This is a genomic window from Calothrix sp. 336/3 (assembly GCF_000734895.2).
Lineage (GTDB): Bacteria > Cyanobacteriota > Cyanobacteriia > Cyanobacteriales > Nostocaceae > 336-3.
In genome coordinates this window covers 5,063,603-5,083,619 of record NZ_CP011382.1, presented here as the reverse complement: position 1 = coordinate 5,083,619, position 20,017 = coordinate 5,063,603, and the positions used below count along the sequence as shown (strand labels likewise).

Genomic DNA, 20,017 nt, shown 5'->3' with positions numbered 1-20,017 from the left:
CCCGATAAGATATGACAACCACTCCTAAAGCGACTCACCATACTCCCTTTGCTCACAAGCTATCTCTACCTCTGAAAAAGAAATCTATCTCTGTTTTACAGATTAATCTGGGTAAACGGTGTAACTTAGCTTGTAATCATTGCCATGTGGAAGCAAGTCCCAAACGTACAGAAGAGTTGTCACCGGAAATTTGTCAACAATTAATTGAGATAATTCACAAGTTTCCTCAAATTCAAATTGTAGACTTGACGGGTGGCGCTCCGGAAATGAATTATGGTTTTAAGTCTCTAGTTGCAGCAGCTAGAAAAAACCAGAAGAAAATCATTGTTAGGTCAAATTTAACCATTTATTTCGCAGACGGTTTTGGTGATTTACCTGAATATTTTGCTGATAATCAAGTGCGAGTTGTGGCTTCTTTACCCTGCTATCTAGCGGATAATGTTGATAAAATGCGTGGCTCAGGGGTGTTTGATGCTTCCATTCAAGCTTTACAATGGTTAAATAGATTGGGATATGGTAGTGACCCAAATTTAATTGTGGATTTAGTTTATAATCCCCAACTTCCAATCAGTGAAAAATTTAGCTTGACTCCTGAGCAGGGAAAACTAGAGCAGGATTATAAAATATTCCTCCAAGAACATTTTGGCATTGTCTTTAATCAACTTTTCACAATTACGAATCTACCTGTAGGTAGAACTAAGCTTTATCTAGAAAGGAAAAAACTCTATGCTCCATATATGGAATTCCTAGAGTCACATTTTAATGTAGAGACAATCCCGTATTTGATGTGTCGTGATGAACTTTCAGTTGATTATCTGGGTAATATCTATGATTGTGATTTTAATCAAATGATGAATTTACCTGCTAAAACTTCCTATGGAGAGATTCTCACTGTAGGTAAATTGTTAGCAGGTGGAAGCTTAGATTTAATTGATCAGGTACAAACAGCTGCTTACTGCTATGGTTGTACTGCTGGGAGTGGTTCTAGTTGTGGTGGTGCTTTAATTGACTAAATTCCCATCTCCGTAGAGTACTTTCTACTCCATAACGGTATTGTCTGAAAAATTCCTTGTTACCAAAACTGTTACGAGAAACTACTAGCAGTATCTCTGACCTATGATGATATCAGTTAAGTCTCCTTACACCACAGCCGTAGATACCATATGTATCTGCGGTTTTTATTTTGAATAGCTGAAGGAAGTATCACGTATTTCCACCATGGCAATAATTGTTAACGGATTCTGGAGTGATTTCAAGATATCTACCCTGAAATATTGGCAATAATAATTGAACTTCAATGAAACGCAAAACTTAGGCAGCTTGAACCACGACTTGAGATACTTTTCTTGTACTAACAAGTTGATTAAATCTATCTTTAGTATTACTAAATTCTGGCATCTCTTGCCAACAGTGGCGACAGAACCAATAAATATCGGAGCCACGAACGTGACGAAGCATAATTCCGGAACAAGAAGGACAGCTAGCCATAATTTTTCAACCCCCTATGATTAACAGGTTGTGACTTGGATAAAAAACAGGGGCAACAAGATATTAAAGAAAGTACACACTTATCTATTCACTATTCGATGCGATTACAAGTTAGAATCATGATGACAGTTGTATGTATATTTCGTGGAAAGCCCTCCTCTGAGGATGGGAAGTCAGATGTGTTTGCGAGCTAATTCTCGACTCAAGAACTTCCAATTTACTTAGGCGATCGCCATTTTGGCGGAGCGTAGCTCTATCGCCGCTTCGGCGGAGCATAGCTCTATCGCCAGTCCCGACTGTAATTTGTGGTATGCAATTAATCACAAAAATCAAGCTCTGAGATTCACCAACTCCCCATTAGAATCTACCCACATAAACTGGATTTACCGAATCCCCTACTTCCATAAAAATCGATTGAACTGTCACAAATCAGGATGAAATTTCTACCTCTGGATGACGGGCAATAAATTTTGTTGAATGCCTGCATAAATCTCCTCTACATGGCTATTATAGCGATTGTTAATAAGAAGCTTGTAGAGAATGCTAAGAGAATAAAACAAATTTTAATCTATTGACATATTGCTGAGAGTAATACTTTCATAAAAATAGTTACTGGTAAAGATTTTTCTATTTATTGAGCAGATAACAAGAATATCTATTTATATTGGAGTTAGGGACAAGCTTAAGGTCAATCATCAATAGTCTATATGAGAATTAGCCCAGATTGACCATGTACCACTAAGAGCAAAGGTCATCAAAAACTTACAACTTAAAATATTTAAAACTATGTTTGACAAAGTTTTAGTCGCTATTGATAATTCAGAGATGGGTCGTCATGTATTTAGCGAAGCGATCGCCGTCGCCAAAAAACTAGACGCAAGTGTGATGATACTGCACGTATTAGACCCCTTTGACGATCGCTATACCAAAATTATGTCTTTACAGACTAACTCCATCTACCCCACCTTCCACCCAGAAGCTGTCAGTTACTATATGGGAGAATGGGAAACCTTCAAACAAGAGGGATTAGCCTTTTTATCCGGTTTATGTACGGAGGCGATCGCCAACGGAGTCACCACAGAATTTACCCAAAACTTTGGTGAACCAGGACATATCATTTGTGAAGCTGCCCAAAATTACGGTGCTGACTTAATTATTGTCGGTCGCCGAGGTAGAAAAGGTTTAAGTGAATTACTCCTTGGTAGTGTTAGTAACTACGTCCTCCATCATGCATCCTGCTCCGTCCTCACAATCCAAGGTCCATACCCAACAACCAACACCCAAGAAAATACATCAGTTGCCGAACCTGCCACAACTATATAACACTAAGACAGGTGTCATCAATTGGCTGAAATATGCAAACAAGGGAAAAACTCACTCTCCCACCTATGGGGTGCGGTACTTGGGCATGGGGTAATCGCCTGCTCTGGGGATATGATCAAAGTATGGACACAGAGCTACAAGCAGTGTTTAATCTCTGCGTCAGTAACGGCGTTAGCCTCTTTGATACAGGAGATTCCTACGGTACAGGAAAACTCAATGGACGTAGTGAGCAACTTTTAGGCAAATTCAGTCAGGCATACCAAGGTAACAATCAAGACAATATTTATATCGCTACCAAATTAGCAGCATACCCCTGGAGACTAACACCCCAATCCATGGTATCAGCCTGCCAAGCCTCAGCCAAACGCCTAGGGAGAAAAGTTGACTTAGCACAAATGCACTGGTCTACAGCTAATTATGCACCCTGGCAGGAAAAAGCATTATTAGACGGATTGGCAAAGCTCTACCAGCAAGATTTAGTTAGAGGTGTCGGCTTATCTAATTACGGTACTAAGCGATTACGCTGGGCATACCAGAGATTTGCAGATGCTGGAGTGCCCATTTCTACTTTACAAATCCAGTATTCCTTGTTGTCCACCTATCCAGTAACTCAACTGGGACTGAAGGATGTTTGTGATGAGTTAGGCATCAAAATCATTGCCTACAGCCCTTTAGCGTTGGGAATCCTTACTGGTAAGTACTCTGCAACTGGAAAATTACCTCCAGGCATTCGAGGATTTTTATTCAAAAGTCTGTTATCTGGCGTACAACCACTTCTGGAATGCTTACAAGAAATTGCTGAAGCTCGTAAAAAAACCATGGCTCAAGTCGCCATTAATTGGTGTATCTGTAAAGGAACAATTCCCATCCCCGGTGCCAAATCACAAAAACAAGCCCAGGAAAACATTGGAGCCTTAGGTTGGTATTTAGATACAAACGAAGTTGCGGAATTAGATATAGTTGCAGGCAAGTTGGATAAGGTGATGGTACAGAATATTTTTCAAACAACCTAGGATGCGGTAGAGGGGTAGGGAGCAAAACTTCATATGTTTTATCTATTCCCCATTCCCCACTACCCATTACCATTTACACAACTGTCATCGGACGACTACCAACGGCATGACGGTCAATTACTTGGTCAATTAAACCATAGTTTTTGGCATCTTCCGGTGACATAAAGAAATCACGGTCTGTATCTTCAGCAATTTTATCTAAAGGTTGACCTGTATGTTCTGCTAGGTAATTGTTGAGCTGAGACTTGATGTAAAGAATTTCTCTAGCTTGAATCTCAATATCAGCAGCTTGCCCCTGGGCACCACCAAGGGGTTGGTGAATCATAATTCGGGAGTGGGGTAAACTCATCCGCTTACCTTTTGTACCTGCGCTGAGAAGAAAAGCTCCCATACTAGCTGCTAACCCTGTACAGATAGTACAAACATCAGGACGAATCTGTTTCATGGTGTCGAATATGCCCAAACCTGCATAGACTGAACCACCGGGAGAGTTGATATACATATAGATATCCTTCTCGGAGTCTTCAGCATCTAGATAGAGTAACTGAGCAACAATCAGGTTAGCCAAATTACTATCAACTTGTTGTCCTAAAAAGATGATACGCTCACGTAACAAGCGTGAGTAGATATCAAAGGCACGTTCGCCTCGACCTGATTGTTCAATAACGATGGGAATCATGCAGCCTACCTGTAGTCAATTTACTTACATTTTATCGATTACCACGGCTGATTGCTGAATCAATCCCACGGAACTAATTTCTGGAATAGACATCAAGTAAATTATCTGGTTAACAGCCTTGCTGAAGCGATATTGTCAAGGTACTATAACTTTGTCAGGGATTTTACAAGCGATTATCCGGATTACATCACCCCCAAGGGGTAGATCAATATTAAGAGGTGCATTGATGCTTGCCTATCTTTATATAAAAAATATCCAAGCTGTGAGAGGAGTCCGCTATGTTAGAAAAACTTATCCAAGCTGCTATCATCACTTTCTTACTTCACTTGATAGCCGGTCTTACACCCAGTAACGCTATGAACAGTAAGGCTGAACCGACCTTAGGCACTACACCCTCCCCTGTGGCTAGTTCTTTGTTACGCTCTCTCCAGTAACAATATTTCATAGTTTACAGATTTTATCAATAGGAACTATGTACAAATTATAGTGAAGCCTGGTTTTTCCGTTCTGTTTGCGGCACAAAAACCAGGTTTCTGCATTTTTGGGGATAAAAATCTCAGGGTAAAGCGCACCAGTATATATTCTCGGAACCTTGCCCTCAAAATTGGTGCGAAATAAAATCTGGTATACACCCGTTAAAGTTTGTTATTTGCTTCGGATGGAGATGGCAGAGGTATCTTTATATTTTGTTCTTTGGAAGTTTGTGAATTTGAATTATTAGTGTTTGATGGCTTGAATAAATCAATAATGCCGTTGCTACCTATAATAAAAGTAAGAACTGCAATGGTTGGTAACAAAACATTTTGTATCCACCACACAAAGCTATCTTTTGTAATCAAAGCATCATTCAATATCGCACCTTGTTTTTTCAGCACTAGCTTCATCTCTTTCGTCAATCCTCTGCAACAGTGAAAAATAGCTCCCTTTAAATTTGCATCGAAGAGATTTGTATTCTCCAAATTTACTTCCCTTAGAGAGGCTCCGGCAAAATCGACACCACAAAAATTAGAACCACTACAATCTGTATTTACCAATATTGCACCACATAAGGATGCGTTATTTAAATCACAACCTCTTAATTCAGCATTTGTTAAATTTGCACCTTTAAGATTACTATTCCTCAGATTACAACCATTAAGTATTGTTGAAATCATATTTGCTTGATGAAAATCACAATCACTCAAATTTTTACCGCTTAAATCTTTATGAGACAAGTCAATCATCCTTCCTTCTCCTTTTATGTTCAGAGATGAAAAGACTCTGTAAAACTTCGCAATTCTCAAGTGACACCAAATGCAGTTTATAATCCAGATACAAACAACAACGAGTTTGCTAGGATTATAGATGAATATTTATATATGGCTCGGTGTCCTGAATCAACTAAGGATTTCGAGTCTTTTCTATGCAATCAAGGGCAATATGTAACAGAAAAGACAGAATAATTACTTTTCAGTTACATAATTTTCGATAGATTTTGCAAATGAACCGATTAATATCTGATATTTATAGTAAATAGAGTCAAATACTACAAATATCAGAATATCTATTTATCCATTATTTGTCAGTTCCACAAACTAGGAATCCGATTAAATTAATAATGTAGTGGATTGAGACAGTTAGTTTGGTGCATAAAAAACTGATAAAAAATCTATGATTTATCTGGATTGCACCGAATAGTCTTTCACATCATTTTAGTTGTGTTATTCCACTACATTTATTCAAAGCTACTTCATACTCACTTCTAAAATCTTCGCTTCTTCCTCCTTGCTAATTACCCTACCTTCATCCTCAAATCCTGATATTTGGTCAAAGTTCAAATACCGATACAAATTTTCAGCAAAGGGCTGTATTCTCTCACCGACAATCTTCAGATATTCCTGAACAGTGGGGATTCTTCCTAACAGGGCACAAACTGCGGCTAATTCTGCGGAACCGAGGTAAACCTGGGCGTCTTTCCCCATACGATTATTGAAGTTTCTTGTCGAGGTAGAAAACACAGTTGTACCATCTTCTACCCTGGCTTGATTACCCATACAAAGGCTACATCCCGGCATTTCAGTGCGTGCATTTGCTGCCACAAAAATATCGTAAACCCCTTCTTTTTTCAGTTGGGTTTCATCCATTCTTGTAGGTGGTGCTATCCATAACCGTGCATTCACCTTACCAGCACCTTCTAATACCTTGGCAGTAGCACGATAGTGTCCGATATTAGTCATACAGGAACCAACAAATACTTCCTGTACGGGATCATTTGCCACTTCTGAAAGTAGCTTGATATTATCAGGGTCATTAGGTGCGGCAACGATGGGTTCGGTGATTTCGTTTAAATCAATTTCGATGATTTCCGCATATTCCGCATCTTTATCAGCCTCCATTAATACTGGATTTGCCAACCACTCTTCCATCTTGGCGACACGACGCATGATAGTTCGAGCATCAGCATAACCTCTGGCTACCATATTTTTCAGTAGTGAGACATTGGAGCTAATATATTCAGAAACAGTCTCTACACTGAGTTTAATTGTACAGCCAGCACAGGAACGCTCGGCGGAAGCATCGGTAAGTTCAAAGGCTTGTTCCACCTTCAAATCTGGTAAACCTTCAATTTCCAGAATTTTCCCAGCGAAGATGTTCTTTTTGTTCTTCTTCTCGACTGTTAATAAGCCTTTTTGAATGGCAACGTAGGGAATGGCATTAACAATATCCCGAAGAGTAATACCGGGTTGTAGCTCTCCCCGAAAGCGAACTAAAACCGATTCTGGCATATCCAAGGGCATTACCCCCAAAGCTGCGGCAAAAGCCACTAAACCGGAACCTGCGGGGAAGGAAATACCCAGGGGGAAGCGGGTATGGGAGTCACCACCAGTACCAACTGTATCGGGTAGTAACATCCGATTTAACCAGGAGTGGATAATACCATCACCGGGGCGCAGGGCAACACCACCTCGTTGGGCGATAAAGTCGGGGAGTTCAGCGTGGGTTTTGATGTCTACGGGTTTGGGATATGCTGCGGTGTGGCAGAAGCTTTGCATGACTAAATCTGCCGAGAAGCCGAGGCAAGCTAATTCTTTGAGTTCATCACGGGTCATGGGTCCTGTGGTATCTTGGGAACCGACAGTAGTCATAATAGGTTCACAGGATGTACCTGGACGAACACCGGGTAAACCGCAGGCTTTACCAACCATTTTTTGGGCGAGGGTGTAACCTTTACCTGTGTCTTGAGGTGGTTGGGGACGGGCAAAGAGGGTGCTGGGCGGTAGATTTAAGGCTGTGCGGGTTTTATCGGTGAGAGTACGTCCAATTAATAGGGGGATACGTCCACCGGCTCGAACTTCATCCAGGATGGTATCAGGTTTAAGTTGGAAAGTAGAGATAATTTCCCCAGATTCGTTGGTAATTTCACCTTTATAGGGGTATATGGTAATTACCATACCAGTTTCCATCTTGGTGACATCACACTGGATGGGTAATGCACCTGCATCTTCAGCAGTATTGAAAAAGATGGGTGCGATGGTTCCTCCTAGGATGTAACCCCCGGCGCGCTTATTGGGTACGAAGGGGATGTCATTACCCATATGCCACAACACAGAATTAATTGCCGATTTCCGAGAAGAACCTGTACCGACAACATCACCCACATAGGCAACAGGATGCCCCTTTTGCTTGAGTTGGGATATGGTTGCTAAACTTCCCGGTTGACGAGTTTCGAGCATCGCCAAAGCGTGTAGAGGTATATCTGGGCGGGTTGTAGCGTGCTGAGCGGGGGATAAATCGTCGGTGTTGGTTTCTCCAGGGACTTTAAAAACGCTGACGGTGATGCTTTGCGGTAAGTTGGGGCGAGAGGTGAACCAGTCAGCATTAGCCCATGCGTCTACAACTTGTTGAGCGTAGGAATTGCTAGCTGCGAGGTCTATGACATCATGGTAGGCATCATATACTAGGGTAATGTGAGATAGGGCTTTAGCCGCTGCGGCAGCAATCCCGCTATCTTGAGATTTGAGTAGTTCAATCAGAGAGGCGACGTTGTAACCTCCTAGCATTGTCCCTAATAACTCAACTGCGACGATGGGGGAAACTAGAGGGCTAGATATTTCGCCTTTGGCGATCGCTGTGAGAAAACCTGCTTTCACATAAGCCGCAGGGTCAACACCTGGTGGTATTCTATCTCGTAACAATTGCAGCAGGGTTTGCTCTTCTCCTCTGGGAGGATTTTTCAGTAATTCACACAATTCAGATGTTTGTTTTGCATCTAGTGGCAAAGGGGGAATTCCCAGGCTTGCCCGTTCTTCAACCTGTTGGCGGTACGATTCCAGCATTCTCACTCCAAAGTCAATCAAAAAATTCTTTAGTGTTTACAATCACTTGCTCATTTTGCCGCTACTCAGTTTGATCAGTATCGATAGATGTGATTTACGCGCACTGAGTTTTTTTCTTTAGTGTTGGTCAACCAAAGACTTATAATTATCACTGTATCGCCAAATATTGCTAAGGATAAAGAGGTTTGAGGATAACTCTTTTTCTAGTCACAAAATCTGGCTGAATACCCTTTTCTAAGTTAAAATATTGCATTTGTCTGCCGCATAGCATTTGTTTTATAGATATGGCTCAAACCTATACCGTTGAAATCAACCATCAAGGCAAAAATCTGACAATTCAGGTTCCTGAGAATGAAACTATATTATCAGTAGCAGAATCCGCAGGCTTGGAATTACCTGCCTCCTGTCATGCTGGAGTTTGCACTACTTGTGCAGCGAAAATTACCAATGGTGGTACAGTAGACCAAAGTGAAGGTATGGGTGTTAGTCCTGATTTACAAAAAGAGGGTTATGTGTTGCTTTGTTGTGCTTACCCTCGTTCGGATTTGAAAATAATAACTGACCAAGAAGAAGTAGTTTATCAAAAGCAATTTGGTAAGTAGTAAATTCTTGGAATTCAGTAACTTAATACTGAGTTTTGTCAGAAGTTAATTTATCGAGAAGGAGATTGGTGATGACGACACATTTTATTGCGGTAGAAATCGATTTACACGAAAATCCTACGGAGCTACAACAAGCTATTGAAGCGGAGTTAAAAAAACAAGGTGAACCTCTACGCTGGGCGATCGCTGCTGTAGATGAAACTGCACAAAAGGCAACTGTGGAAGCAGTGGTGACTAATTCTCCGGCAGAATAATCATGTGAAAAGTGAGAAGTGAGAAATTGACGTATTTGGGTAGGAGTTATTTTATCAATTTGGTTTTTGATGAGATAACAAAGCTTTTACCAAAATCATACTAATCATTTCTGACTCCTCACTGGATAATCAAGCAGAGTCATCATGCGTATTTACACCGCGATTTTAATTGTACCTACTGGTATTGGTGCGGCTATCGGTGGCTATGCAGGAGATGCATTACCTGTTGCAAAAGCTGTATCTCAGGTGTGCGATCGCCTTATTACCCATCCCAATGTCATGAATGGAGCCAGTTTGTATTGGAATTTACCCAACACATTCTACGTTGAAGGATACGGGTTAGACCAATTTGCGGCTGGTAACTGGGGATTGCGTCCTGTTCATTACAATAAGTTAGGTTTAATTTTAGACCAAGCCATAGAACCGGAGTTAAGGCTCAGACACCTACAGGTTGCAGATGCTGCCAGGGCTACCCTGGGCTTATCAATTATTAATCATGTAATTACTGATGCAGCCTTAAACGTAGAATTACGGGTATCGGATTCCGGGGCAAGTTGGGGCAGTATTGGCAATCCTGACAGTTTATTGCGTGCTGCCGAGGTATTAATTCATCAAGGTGCAGAGGCGATCGCCGTTGTTGCGAGATTTCCCGATGAGATTAATCCTATCCTGGCAGCCAATTACCGACAAGGCAAGGGAGTGGATCCAATTGCGGGAGCAGAAGCAGTCATTAGCCATTTAATTGTCCGTCAATTTCGTATTCCCTGCGCCCATGCGCCGGCGATCGCCCCATCACCCCCAGAAATCGACCTCGCTCCCCGTTCTGCCGCCGAAGAAATAGGTTATACTTTTCTACCATGTGTACTTGTCGGCTTAAGTTCTGCCCCACAGTTTATTCTCCGCGAGAATCACGAATTTCCCCAGCCTGGAGACATTTGGGCAAACCAAGTCGATGCAGTAATTATACCTGCTGATGCCTGCGGCAGTAGTGCCCTACTCAGCTTGAGTTCCCAAAAATGCCAAATTATTACAGTTAAGGAAAATTCTACAAAAATTCAAGTACCTGCTGCACCTTTAGGAATCAAAGCAATCCAGGTAAACTCATATTTAGAGGCAATCGGTGTATTAGCAGCTCACAAAGCTGGTGTAAATCATTTGTCTATGATGAATTAGGTAATAGGGAAGAGTTGAGCAACCACACCCTTTTTCCTAAACCTTTCTCGTTTATCCCTCACTTTCCCCAAAAAACCGTGACGCAACATCACAACCAAGATCCAGAAGTTAACTACCTGAGTCGCACCCAAGTATTAGTAGCAATGGCAGTGACTGCGATCGCTCTCTGGATTGTCGCCAAAATTTGGTTAAACTTGGGACAGGTTTCCCTGATGTCTTGGCGATGGAATATCAAAGATTTGCTAGTGGGTTTAGGTTTGGGTTTAAGCATCACTGGTTTTAGCGGTTTAGCCTACCAGTATTATTTACCCTACCGCCAAAGTGCTAACTATTATTTAGACATAGTTCTCAAGCCCTTAGTGATTCCAGATTTAATTTGGTTAGGAATATTACCAGGAATTAGTGAGGAATTACTGTTTCGTGGAGTGATGATACCTGCCCTAGGATACGATCACTTTGCTGTCATTCTTTCTAGCCTCTGTTTTGGTATTCTACACCTCAGTGGCTCCCAACAATGGGCATACGTAATTTGGGCAACTATTATCGGTTTGGTATTGGGTTATAGTGCTGTTCTCAGTGGTAATCTACTAGTACCCATAGTTGCCCACATTATTACGAATGTGATTTCTAGCTATATGTGGAAAATCGGCAGAATCTAAATATCAAGCAAGTAGCTATTTTTTCTGAAACGACAAATCCATTAAATTCGCCAATTTCAAGACAATTCTAGCTCCGACATTGCCATCCCATTCCCCATTCCCAACTTCGCAGACATCAAAACCAATAATCTGGCGATCGCTCTTCACCAATTCTCGAAACAAAGCAAAAGTTTGCTCCAATTCCAATCCCCCAGGAACAGGTGTACCAGTATTGGGACAAAGTTTCGGGTCTAAACCATCCACATCAAAGCTAATATGTACATACTGGGGTAGATGACTAATCATTTCCCGACATAAGTCAATCCAAGTACCATCAGAATATAGTTTTTCCTTAATTGCGGCATCATAATAAGCAACAATTCGTCCATGGGATTCACGAATCATCTCCACTTCATCATGGCAAATATCCCGCAAACCCACTTGGACTAAGCGAGAAATCTGTGGTATCTTCATCGCATTAAACATAATGGAAGCGTGGGAAAATTCAAAACCCTCATAGGCATTCCGTAAATCAGCATGGGCATCAATATGAAGAATCCCAAAATCATCATATTTTTTTGCCAAAGCTTGAAAGCAACCCAAAGGTGAACTATGATCACCCCCAATTACTCCTACCCGTTTCCCCTGACTCATCGCTGCTTGGGATTGGGTGCATAGCCATTGATTAATTTGTTCACCAGCTTGGTTAATCTCTGTCAGTACAGGGGTTAAATCTGGTGCATCCGTGAGCAACTTTCCCTCTGCCCATCTTTGAATAATTGTTGCAGCTTGCTGACGGTAGTACTCATTTTTCTCTAGAATTTCCTGGGGAATGCCTGAAAAGAAAATTCCTTGCCTCCAACCATCAGGATGATCAAAATCAAATAAATCTAACTGGGTTGAGGCATTTAAAATACACTCAGGAGCTTGAGCAGTACCCGCACCATAGGAAACGGTTACTTCCCAGGGTACAGCAAAGACAATCAACTTTGCCGATACTTCATCCCATGGTAAACCAAACAGATTACCATTTAGCTCGCCCACAGCACTAGGATCGTAGTCTTGGAGATTACCCATAAAATTTAGATTTAGCAAAAAGTGAAGATAACAATTTCTCAATAATGATAAAGCAGGAACATCACAACCTGGGTGTTCCTGCTTAATATGAAATTAGACTTTTTGCCAAAGTAGGTGATAAGCAGCCAGATTAACAAATTTTTGTCTGACTGTGCTGCTTATTTTTTTGTCTGTGAGACTAATCTGGAAAATATTCGGGATTAGTAGAGTTCTTCTTCTCTGTGGGTTTGGATGGTGCAATCAGAAGTGGGGTAAGCTACGCAAGTTAAAACGTATCCAGCTTCCATTTGGTCATCATCTAAGAAAGACTGGTCAGATTGGTCAACGGTACCCTTGGTGATTTTACCAGCACAGGTAGAACAAGCGCCTGCACGACAGGAGTAGGGTAGATCCAAACCTGCTTCTTCAGCAGCATCTAGAATATAGGTATCGTCATCGCAATCAATTGTGGTATCTACGCCATCTCCAACCAGTGTGACTTTATAAGTTGCCATTGTATTATCCTCTCTTTTACAGGAAACGGTCAGTAATAAGTAAAGCTAAACGGATAGGTACGGCTCTTCCATGGAATAGCCGTCGAAATAATTTTGCTTCACTTCTGATACTACGAGAAAAAGTAGAGTATGTAACCGAATTTTTAACGCGATTAGTAATGAAATTTAGTTGCTTCGTCACGATAAGTTTTTGTTATGAAACAGGATAATAACTATCTAGACTATTAAATAAATTTATAGTTCTACTGCAAAAAATCAATATATCTATAGATTGCCTAGTATGTCGTCCCGACTCATAGTATGAATATTCAGCAAGTCAAAGAACAAAGATAGGGTGGAGGTGAAAGGAATAGTTGAACCCTTACCCTTTTTCTTTCCCCAGCATCAGCCAAAATAGATTTTTGCCAGGGTAGCATCTGTACTAATAGCTTATATAGTACAGAGACGGTTATGGTGATTAACGCAGTAGCAAGATGGTGGTGAATAATGTATATCTCGGAAGCAGCTTTGAAACGAGGGAAGGTATCAGTAGGTTTGGTGGGTACTGGATATGCAGCAAAGTTGCGTGCAGAAGCGTTGCTTAATGATAGGCGATCGCACCTAGTTGCTATTGTCGGACATCATCCAGTCAAAACCGCCGATTTTGCCCAGGAATATGAATGTATAGTGGTAAATTCCTGGCAGGAGTTAGTTACTAGGGATGATCTGGATGTCATCTTTATCTCCACAGTCAACCGCGATCATGGGGCGATCGCCAAAGCAGCACTTACCCACGGGAAACACGTTGTGATTGAATACCCCCTCTCCCTAGATGTGGAAGAAGCATCAGAAATTGTCACCCTTGCCCGTAGTCAAAACCTCCTCCTCCATGTTGAACATATCGAAATTTTGACAGGTACTCACCAAGCCCTACAAAAATATTTACCAGAGTTAGGACAAGTATTCTACGTCCGCTACAACACCATTAACCCCCAACATCCTGCCCCCCGCAAGTGGAGTTATAATCACGAACTTTTCGGTTTTCCGATGATTGCCGCAGTTTCCCGTCTCCACCGTTTAATCGATTTATTCGGTGAAGTGTTAACGGTAAATTGTCACTACCGCTTCTGGCAAACGGAACCTGATTATTACCAAAGTTGCTTCTGTGTCACCCAATTGAATTTCCACAATGGATTATTAGGGCAAGTAATTTATGGGAAAGGGGAAACCCTATGGCAAGCAGAGCGTAAATTTGAAGTTCACGGGGAAAAAGGTGGGTTAATTTTTGAAGTTAATTCTGGTAAACTAATTCATGATGGGGAAACTATATCTATTGATGTCGGTAGTCGTCGGGGAATGTTTCTTAAAGATACCAAAATGGTATTAGATTGCCTATTTGACGGCACACCTTTATATATCACCCCAGAACAAAGTCTTTATACCCTGAAAGTTGCTGATGCTGCCCGCCGCTCTGCCGAAACTGGCTTAACCGCAGTCGTAGAGAACAGGAGTCAATTAATTCTAAATTAAATTCTATAGGCAAGGGCAAATCTCTCAATCCCCGCCAAATCAGAATGAATTTCAATATCTCTATAGTTTCCTTGCTTCCCTAACAAGTCTCTCACGACTTCTGCCTGCCCTGCCATCATCTCAATTAGCCAGATACCCCCAGAAGCTAAATAATCCGGAGCAGTATGAATCAGATGACGGATAAAATCTAAACCATCTTCTCCTCCATCCAAAGCTAAATGAGGTTCATGGTTTGTCACCTCTGGTTGCAGCGTTAATACAGTATCCCTGGGAATATAGGGTGGATTCGATACCATACCCCCAACTTGCCCTCGAAGAAATTCCAAGGGTTGCCACCAATCCCCTTGATAAAAATGAATGCGATCGCCCAAACCCGCATTTATGGCATTCCTTTTGGCGATCGCCAATGCATCTAAAGAATATTCGCTTGCATAAATTTGGCATTTTGTCAACACTTCTGCTAAACCGAGAGCGATCGCTCCACTGCCGGTACCCAAGTCTACCCAATTTGCTACTGCTTGGCGATCGGCAACCTCAGCCACTAAATCAATTAAACACTCAGTTTCCGGTCGAGGAATTAAAACTGCCGGTGACACCTCCATCCGAAATCGTCGCCAGGAAGTCACTCCAGTAATATACTGCACAGGCAATCGTTCATGGATTCGTCTGTGCCAACCTGCTGCCAATTTTGCCATCGGTAAAGATAGCTGGATTTGGTGAGCATCCTTAAAAGATTGCAAACGAATTGCTAAAGGTTCCAATCCAGCAACTTCTTGCAACAGCCAGTCTACTTCAGCGACAGGAATATTATTGGCGATCGCCTCTGAGATTGCTTGCTTCCACCACAACCATATCTCTAAACCCGTAACCAGCTCTGACTGTTGCTCTACCATCTACACACAACCATTTCGGATGGAAATTTCATATTTTCAATCACTCAATCCTAGAAGAAATAGGATTTAGCGATCGCACCACCAAAATGGTATCAAAACTTTACTTTTTCTTCGCAGGAGGATTAGAGTTGTTCGGAGCATTATTCTTAGGCAAAGTTTGCAAATACTGTCTTGCCTCAGCTGACGGGAAGAATATCACTTGCTTTAACCAATCCTCATTTTTATCCTGCAAAGTTTTAATTACCCCATCCACATCAATTACTTGAATATCCGCTTTCGGGAATTTTGGCTTCACCTGACTCAAGAGATTTTGGGCATCTTGCTTACTCAAAAACAAGGGAATATAGTCCTTATTCTCACTTCCTAATTTAATTGGTACATAACCCTTGTCAGGAGCAAACCTCACCCCAAACACTGGTACGCTCTTAAATTGCTTCACGTCCTGACCACTTGCCTTCAGCAATTCTATCGCCCCTTTGACCTCCTGATCCACGGGCTTAAATGCAAACACCAAACGGTTTTGTTGATTTTTAGTTTGTTGCAATTGTTGGTAAATTAAACCCAAAGGCACAGCAGTCACCTGAAGATTTTTTACCATTTCCGTCATCTTCGGGTCTTTATCTTTGACATTGCGCAACTCCGTGATAAATGATTGTGCGTCTTGCTTACTCATGTAAACACCAGTCACAGAACCATTCTCTTTGCCATTCTTATCCTTGAGAGGACGACTCAGGGGTAAACCCTTGTCATTCGTAATCAAAAAGACTGGAACAGTATCCAGCTTTTCCTTAATTTGTTGCTCAGGTAATGCTAGCACTGGGGCAATACCACTAACGACAGTCGTTACCAAAGTACTCCCCACAAACCCTAAAACCGCGCCCCAGCGAACCAATGATTTCATGACTTCTCCTAGCATCAAAACTTCATCAAATGAAAACTTCCGGTTGGATTTAGACAGAATTAACAAGCTCTGGCGATATAAAAGCTGTTACTTATCAACTGCATCAACCTGAATTTGTCAATACTGCTATCTTAATTAACTACAAATCGTAGATGCCTGCTGGATTCTACTCCCAGGCTGAAAAAGTTTTTTTAACCTGTGAGATAACAAATGCCATTCTATTGCTTTTCTCTGTGATGGATGACGACCCCAGAATAAAATCGTTCCGCTTGTCAATGCCCACACAGATGTATTTTTTTACACGGTTGATTTACACATTAACCTCACCCAGATTCGGCTCCTAGCCCTCTAATTTTGTATTCGCAAAGAAATATATAAATACAAAATTATTCATACTTCGCAAAATACCCAAACTGAGAGTCATAAAAAATATCAGTAGCTTGATAGTTTCCTCACCGAATCAGCAGGTTTTCTGAGACATTTAATCTTCTTATGAAATAAATAAAAAACCCCAAACTATCTAATCAGTCTGAGGTTTTTTATTTTTCCTTTATCAATCGGGATGACAGGATTTGAACCTGCGGCATCCTGCTCCCAAAGCAGGCGCGCTACCAAGCTGCGCTACATCCCGACTACTGGACTCCTATAAGTTTTGTAAAAACCATAAAGCCATAGCAATCATAGCATGAGTAAAAGTTTATGTCTACGAAAACGATGTAAAAACATCAGTGGAGCCATTTTAGATGACGTTTTGTGAAGCAGTCCTGATTCCTACTGTGGATACCAAAACATCCCTTTTATGCCTTCTGGATCAGACATAAAGCCTAAACCTCGGTAAAAATCGACAACATGAGGGTCAGCAAACAGAGTCACATTACTAATCTCCTCACTTCTAAGTTTTCTCAACATATATTTCATCATTGCCTTTCCTAGACCATTTCCTTGAAAGTCCGGATGTACTACCACATCCCAAATAGTCGCGTTAAAGGCATGGTCTGAAGTGGCACGGGCAAAACCAATTAAACGTTTCTTGCTTCCCCGAACTTGCCACATCGTGGCGACCAGGAAACTATGTTCAATGGCTTTCTTCACCTTTCTTAATGGTCTGCGTGACCAACCAACAGCATCACATAGTTCTTCAAGCTCATATAAATCAATATCCCGCTCCGTACTGAAAACAATACGAGTCTCTAAATTTGCAGAATTAGGATTAGCAGCACCATCTAACCTCAGCTCCTCTAGGGAAGCAGCTTTAGTTGTGGCGACAGCTTCAGACGTACTAAACCAAGTTTTCCAAAAACCCATGCTACCGTGGTTTGGGTAGTATAACTGAATTGGCTGGCAATGAAAAATTAAAGATTGGCGCTTAAGGGCATTAACCATCATAATCCTGAAACCTCAGTCAATTTCGAGTCTTCAGGGTGGTTTTGAAGGCATAGACCAATGGGCGCTTATCTGACATTAATCATTTTCAACTCTAGCATTTTGTGGTAAAGGCTAGGAGAAATTCACCAAAAGGAAACAATCGATAAGGTGAATTATAAATAACACTTACTCGGTTAAATGGCAATTTTAGGTTAAGTATATTACAGTCTGTGATTTGGGCGATAGTGAGTAAGGAAAGAATCAAACAGCTAATCCATTTGATGATTACAGCTTTACTTTCTCCTAAAATCCCACATCTCTGATGTCTATCCTCTGAAAACGCTGTAACTTTAATGACAGCAAGCGAGTCTGATCCCCAACGATGGCTTCTGGTTTAAAATCTTCGACACTGGAACTTCTTAAGCGCTTTAATCGAGCGTTCCCGCAATTTTATGAGCAATTTGTCAGTAGTGAAATTCAACTCCAAAATCTGCGACTAGCATACCGCCTGTATAAAACAAAACGTGCTGTCATTGAATTGAAACCGGAAGGTAGTAAAAGTGCTTTGCATTTTGCCTACCGTAACCAATCTTTTCTTCTCAGTGATATTTTTGGCGTTCTCGCAGCCTATGGGCTCACAATTCATGGTTTAAGTTTGTATGGTCAAATTAGACCACCGATGCTGGTGTTCATTAAGCTTCTAGTATCCCGTGGAAATAAAGCTCTCAGTGAAAAAACCGCAGAGAATGTCTGTCGTGCTGTGCGAGAAGCCCTCGCAGGGCGGTTTGAGGTAGAAGAAATGCTCGCGGTAGAGTTCAACTTGGATGCGGGTTTGGAGCAGGTTCAAACTGAATTTTATGTAGATCCAGTATTTCACCTACCAGCTCTAGTAATTGAAGCAGATAGCCAACCAGGATTGTTTTATAAAGTGATGTACGCGATTTGGCAGGAAGATTTACTAGTCGTCAATGCCAATCTACTGGTATGGCGGGGACGTACACGTTTAATCCTTTATCTTTTGGGACCAAATGAGAGCCTGATTCCCGAATATTTAGGGCATAAAATTGCTGAAGGAGTCCGACAAAGGCTAATGGGTAAATAGGTAATCATGAATTGCATACACCAGGAAATATGAAAAAATCTTGGATTCTCCTTCTCGCATACGGGGAAGGGTTAGGGATGGGGTATTACTTTCAATTCAGGTTGCCGTAGTTTCTGGAGCAGGTAATTTTTACTGATTGATGTAAAGTTAAAAATAATACAAAAAAACTCAAGCTTTTACCTGCTTTTGTCATCGCCTACCTTAGGGTTAGGATAAAAGTATGGCGAACATTGAAATATCAGGCGTTTCCCATTCCTACGACCTGACTGCTCCTTCCTCCTATCCTCAGACCTTGATATTCATCCATGGCTGGCTAAATAGCCGTGGGTACTGGCAACCTTTGATTGAACGTCTATCCGTAGATTTTCAATGCTTATCCTATGATTTACGGGGTTTTGGTCAATCTCAGCCCAAGGTAGAAGAAAATTTTCGTGATGATTTTGACCTATCCCTGAGGGAAGGTGAGTTTACAATCAATCCATCGGAATCGGTTTATACTCCATCTGCCTATGCAGAAGACTTGGCAGAGTTGTTAGAGAAATTACATATCAAAAGTGCTTGGTTGGTAGGTCATTCCTTAGGAGGAACGATCGCCCTCTGGGGAGCAGCAAAACTTCCAGAAATAGTCCAAGGAGTTATTTGTATTAATGCTGGAGGCGGTATTTATCTCAAGGAAGCTTTTGAGCATTTTCGTACCGTTGGTCAGAGATTTCTCCAAGTTCGTCCTCGATGGTTAAGCCAAGTTCCCTGGATTGACGTTTTGTTTACTAGAAATCATGTCGCTCGTCCTTTAGCTCGTTACTGGGCGCGTCAACGGGTGATAGACTTTGTGGTTGCCGATCCCGAAGCTGCCCTGGGAACGCTGCTTTACTCAACGACAGAGGAAGAAATTAACCGTCTTCCGCAATTAGTTGCACAGCTCAAGCAACCTGTATATTTTTTGGCAGGAGCGGAAGATAAGGTGATGGAACCGAAATATGTCCGCCATCTAGCCAGTTTTCATCCCACATTTCAATATTGCGGTGAAAACGTGATTGAAATTCCAGAATGTGGGCATCTTGCCATGTTGGAGCAACCCGATGCTGTTGCTACTGAAATTAGTCGGCTAGTTTTACAGCATTTCTAGGAAATTTATCGAGAGAAATTTATAGTTACTTCGCCTAGCTTGTGAAAAGCTGGAGGGTTTCTCC

20 protein-coding genes and 1 tRNA gene are annotated in these 20,017 nt (G+C 41.5%); 11 read left to right on the top strand and 10 right to left on the bottom strand.

Annotation, left to right across the window (positions count from 1 at the left end):
- The first annotated feature begins 11 nt into the window (after nt 1-11).
- Nucleotides 12-1,013 (top strand): arsenosugar biosynthesis radical SAM (seleno)protein ArsS, encoded by a 1,002-nt coding sequence (arsS, locus tag IJ00_RS21125; protein ID WP_035156387.1) that lies wholly within the window; start codon nt 12-14, stop codon nt 1,011-1,013.
- Nucleotides 1,014-1,311: 298 nt separating this feature from the next.
- On the opposite strand, the gene IJ00_RS29235 is transcribed toward arsS, so the two are convergent.
- Nucleotides 1,312-1,488 (bottom strand): hypothetical protein, encoded by a 177-nt coding sequence (locus IJ00_RS29235; RefSeq protein WP_168163516.1) that lies wholly within the window; start codon nt 1,486-1,488, stop codon nt 1,312-1,314.
- Nucleotides 1,489-2,274: 786 nt separating this feature from the next.
- On the opposite strand from IJ00_RS29235, the gene IJ00_RS21120 reads away from it, so the two are divergent.
- Both IJ00_RS21120 and IJ00_RS21115 read left to right on the top strand, forming a co-directional pair.
- Nucleotides 2,275-2,811 carry a universal stress protein gene (locus IJ00_RS21120; RefSeq protein ID WP_035156385.1) on the top strand — a complete coding sequence of 179 codons (537 nt, stop codon included), beginning with the start codon at nt 2,275-2,277 and terminating at the stop codon, nt 2,809-2,811.
- 32 nt (nt 2,812-2,843) lie between these two features.
- Nucleotides 2,844-3,824 carry an aldo/keto reductase gene (locus tag IJ00_RS21115; protein ID WP_035156383.1) on the top strand — a complete coding sequence of 327 codons (981 nt, stop codon included), beginning with the start codon at nt 2,844-2,846 and terminating at the stop codon, nt 3,822-3,824.
- Between the two features lie 73 nt (nt 3,825-3,897).
- Here the strand turns inward: IJ00_RS21115 and clpP are convergent, their stop codons facing one another.
- Nucleotides 3,898-4,503 (bottom strand): ATP-dependent Clp endopeptidase proteolytic subunit ClpP, encoded by a 606-nt coding sequence (gene clpP, locus IJ00_RS21110; protein WP_035156380.1) that lies wholly within the window; start codon nt 4,501-4,503, stop codon nt 3,898-3,900.
- Nucleotides 4,504-4,781: 278 nt separating this feature from the next.
- Here clpP and IJ00_RS29230 point away from each other — a divergent pair, with 278 nt between their 5' ends.
- Nucleotides 4,782-4,937, top strand: a complete 156-nt coding sequence (locus IJ00_RS29230) for a hypothetical protein (RefSeq protein WP_168163515.1) — start codon at nt 4,782-4,784, stop codon at nt 4,935-4,937.
- Between the two features lie 201 nt (nt 4,938-5,138).
- Here IJ00_RS29230 and IJ00_RS27245 read toward each other — a convergent pair whose 3' ends face one another.
- Nucleotides 5,139-5,726: a pentapeptide repeat-containing protein gene (locus IJ00_RS27245; protein WP_052754508.1), complete on the bottom strand. Its 588-nt coding sequence runs from the start codon at nt 5,724-5,726 to the stop codon at nt 5,139-5,141.
- Between the two features lie 501 nt (nt 5,727-6,227).
- Nucleotides 6,228-8,819, bottom strand: a complete 2,592-nt coding sequence (gene acnB, locus IJ00_RS21100; protein WP_035156378.1) for a bifunctional aconitate hydratase 2/2-methylisocitrate dehydratase — start codon at nt 8,817-8,819, stop codon at nt 6,228-6,230.
- Between the two features lie 284 nt (nt 8,820-9,103).
- Between acnB and IJ00_RS21095 the strand changes: the two genes are divergently transcribed.
- The 4 genes from IJ00_RS21095 (at nt 9,104) to IJ00_RS21080 (ending at nt 11,507) form a co-directional block, all read left to right on the top strand.
- Nucleotides 9,104-9,421 carry a 2Fe-2S iron-sulfur cluster-binding protein gene (locus IJ00_RS21095; protein ID WP_035156374.1) on the top strand — a complete coding sequence of 106 codons (318 nt, stop codon included), beginning with the start codon at nt 9,104-9,106 and terminating at the stop codon, nt 9,419-9,421.
- 71 nt (nt 9,422-9,492) lie between these two features.
- The gene (locus IJ00_RS21090) at nt 9,493-9,675 is read left to right on the top strand and encodes a hypothetical protein (RefSeq protein ID WP_035156371.1); all 183 of its coding nucleotides are present in this window, start codon (nt 9,493-9,495) and stop codon (nt 9,673-9,675) included.
- 144 nt (nt 9,676-9,819) lie between these two features.
- Nucleotides 9,820-10,848, top strand: coding sequence for a DUF3326 domain-containing protein (locus IJ00_RS21085; RefSeq protein WP_035156368.1), 1,029 nt, complete (start codon nt 9,820-9,822; stop codon nt 10,846-10,848).
- Nucleotides 10,849-10,925: 77 nt separating this feature from the next.
- On the top strand, nt 10,926-11,507 hold the full coding sequence (locus IJ00_RS21080; RefSeq protein WP_035156364.1) for a CPBP family intramembrane glutamic endopeptidase: 582 nt from the start codon (nt 10,926-10,928) through the stop codon (nt 11,505-11,507).
- 15 nt (nt 11,508-11,522) lie between these two features.
- Here the strand turns inward: IJ00_RS21080 and IJ00_RS21075 are convergent, their stop codons facing one another.
- Both IJ00_RS21075 and IJ00_RS21070 read right to left on the bottom strand, forming a co-directional pair.
- Nucleotides 11,523-12,563 carry an agmatinase family protein gene (locus IJ00_RS21075; RefSeq protein ID WP_035156362.1) on the bottom strand — a complete coding sequence of 347 codons (1,041 nt, stop codon included), beginning with the start codon at nt 12,561-12,563 and terminating at the stop codon, nt 11,523-11,525.
- Nucleotides 12,564-12,763: 200 nt separating this feature from the next.
- Entirely contained in the window at nt 12,764-13,057 is a 294-nt protein-coding gene (locus IJ00_RS21070; RefSeq protein ID WP_035156361.1) for a 2Fe-2S iron-sulfur cluster-binding protein, read from the bottom strand.
- A gap of 486 nt (nt 13,058-13,543) precedes the next feature.
- On the opposite strand from IJ00_RS21070, the gene IJ00_RS21065 reads away from it, so the two are divergent.
- Nucleotides 13,544-14,566 carry a Gfo/Idh/MocA family protein gene (locus IJ00_RS21065; protein ID WP_201782645.1) on the top strand — a complete coding sequence of 341 codons (1,023 nt, stop codon included), beginning with the start codon at nt 13,544-13,546 and terminating at the stop codon, nt 14,564-14,566.
- On the opposite strand, the gene prmC is transcribed toward IJ00_RS21065, so the two are convergent.
- The 4 genes from prmC to IJ00_RS21045 form a co-directional block, all read right to left on the bottom strand.
- Complete coding sequence (prmC, locus tag IJ00_RS21060; protein ID WP_035156359.1) at nt 14,563-15,459, bottom strand: peptide chain release factor N(5)-glutamine methyltransferase; 897 nt, start codon at nt 15,457-15,459, stop codon at nt 14,563-14,565. The two genes, IJ00_RS21065 and prmC, sit on opposite strands and share 4 nt — an antisense overlap.
- 100 nt (nt 15,460-15,559) lie before the next feature.
- Nucleotides 15,560-16,360: a Tic22 family protein gene (locus IJ00_RS21055; protein WP_035156357.1), complete on the bottom strand. Its 801-nt coding sequence runs from the start codon at nt 16,358-16,360 to the stop codon at nt 15,560-15,562.
- Nucleotides 16,361-16,917: 557 nt separating this feature from the next.
- Nucleotides 16,918-16,991, bottom strand: a tRNA-Pro gene (locus tag IJ00_RS21050).
- A 140-nt stretch (nt 16,992-17,131) separates the two neighbouring features.
- Nucleotides 17,132-17,665 (bottom strand): GNAT family N-acetyltransferase, encoded by a 534-nt coding sequence (locus tag IJ00_RS21045; RefSeq protein WP_035159425.1) that lies wholly within the window; start codon nt 17,663-17,665, stop codon nt 17,132-17,134.
- A 442-nt stretch (nt 17,666-18,107) separates the two neighbouring features.
- Here IJ00_RS21045 and IJ00_RS21040 point away from each other — a divergent pair, with 442 nt between their 5' ends.
- Complete coding sequence (locus tag IJ00_RS21040; RefSeq protein WP_035156355.1) at nt 18,108-18,827, top strand: hypothetical protein; 720 nt, start codon at nt 18,108-18,110, stop codon at nt 18,825-18,827.
- 220 nt (nt 18,828-19,047) lie between these two features.
- Entirely contained in the window at nt 19,048-19,953 is a 906-nt protein-coding gene (locus tag IJ00_RS21035; protein WP_035156353.1) for an alpha/beta fold hydrolase, read from the top strand.
- The last annotated feature ends 64 nt before the right edge of the window (nt 19,954-20,017 follow it).